Below are 1,471 nucleotides of genomic sequence, written 5' to 3'. Positions count from 1 at the left end.
GCGTCCGTGTCCCTCAGGTTCTTCCGTATGGGTGGCGTTCAAAAAATGGTTTTGAGTGGCGTGGGCGCCGGCTTTCTGCTCTACGTGCTGTCGAAAGTAACGGAAGATTTGAGCAAGGCTGCGTTGATGAATCCGATCGCTGCGGCGTGGCTGCCGGTGTTCGTCGGCGGCCTCACCGGTTTTATGGCCTTGCTCTACCAGGAGGACGGCTAGTGTCGTTCGTTGCCGTCCGTCAGACCGCGCTCGCCGCGCTCCGGCTGCATGCCGTTGCGCGCCGTGAGCGTGCGCGCGCCCGTTGCGCCGGGTCTGTCGTACTCGCGCTCGCGCTGACGCTCGGCCTCGCGCTTGCCGCCGCGGTCGATGGCGCGCTGTCGCCTGCCGCGGCCCAGAGCTTCACCTACAACCCGCGTCCGCCCAAGGCGCCCCCGCCGCGCGTCGCCAACGACAACCAGATGTTGGTGCAGGCGACCGAGGTCGACTACGACTACAATAATTCGCGCGTCTCGGCGGTCGGGAACGTGCAGCTGTTCTACAATGGCACATCGGTCGAGGCCGACCGGGTGATCTACGATCAGAAGACCAAGCGCCTGCATGCGGAAGGCAACATCCGCATGACCGACGCCGACGGCAAGATCACCTACGCCAACAGCCTCGACCTGTCCGACAACTATCGCGACGGTTTCGTCGATTCGCTGCGCGTCGAGACCGAGGACCAGACGCGGATGGCGGCGACCCGCGCCGACCGCTCCAACGGCAATTATACGGTCTTCGAGAACGGTGTTTATACGGCCTGCGCGCCGTGCAAGGACGATCCGAAGAAGCCGCCATTGTGGCAGGTCAAGGGTGCGCGCATCATCCACGACCAGACCGAGAAGATGCTGTATTTCGAGAACGCCCAGCTCGAATTCTTCGGCGTTCCGCTCGCCTATATCCCGTACTTCTCGACGCCCGATCCGACGGTGAAGCGCAAGAGCGGCTTCCTGATGCCCGGCTTCACCCAGACCGGTGGCTACGGCTTCGGTGTCGACATCCCCTACTACTGGGCGATCGCGCCGGATTACGACGCGACGTTCACGCCGCGCATCACCTCCAAGCAGGGCGTGCTGGTGCAGACCGAGTTCCGCCAGCGCTTCGAGAATGGCGGCTATCAGGTGCGCCTGTACGGCATCGACCAGTTGAACCGCAACGCGTTCGCCGGCCAGCCGGGCGACCGCCAGTTCCGCGGCGGCATCGACACCAAAGGCCAGTTCGCGCTCAACGACAAATGGGTTTTCGGCTGGGACGGCATCCTGCTGTCGGACTACATGTTCCTGTCGGATTACCGGCTGGCGCAGTACCGCGATCCGTTCAACTCGTTCATGAGCCTGCCGACGGAAGCGATCTCGCAGCTGTATCTGACCGGTGTCGGCAGCCGCAGCGTCTTCGACGTCCGCGCCATCCACTATCTCAGCTTCTCGGGCAACCAGCAGAC

Annotated in this window: 2 protein-coding genes; both read left to right on the top strand. The window is 63.6% G+C overall.

Annotated elements, in window-relative coordinates; translation table 11 throughout:
• Positions 1 to 213, top strand: a 213-nt coding sequence (locus BRAS3809_RS31845; protein ID WP_139017493.1) for an LptF/LptG family permease, incomplete at its 5' end; no start/stop codon positions are given.
• Positions 213 to 1,471, top strand: a 1,259-nt coding sequence (locus tag BRAS3809_RS31840) for an LPS-assembly protein LptD (RefSeq protein WP_035659881.1), incomplete at its 3' end; no start/stop codon positions are given. The genes BRAS3809_RS31845 and BRAS3809_RS31840, both read left to right, overlap by 1 nt.

Source organism: Bradyrhizobium sp. STM 3809 (assembly GCF_000239795.1).
In the GTDB taxonomy this organism is placed as follows: domain Bacteria; phylum Pseudomonadota; class Alphaproteobacteria; order Rhizobiales; family Xanthobacteraceae; genus Bradyrhizobium.
Note: the sequence above shows the minus strand (reverse complement) of the source record. Positions and strands in the feature narration are given on the sequence as shown.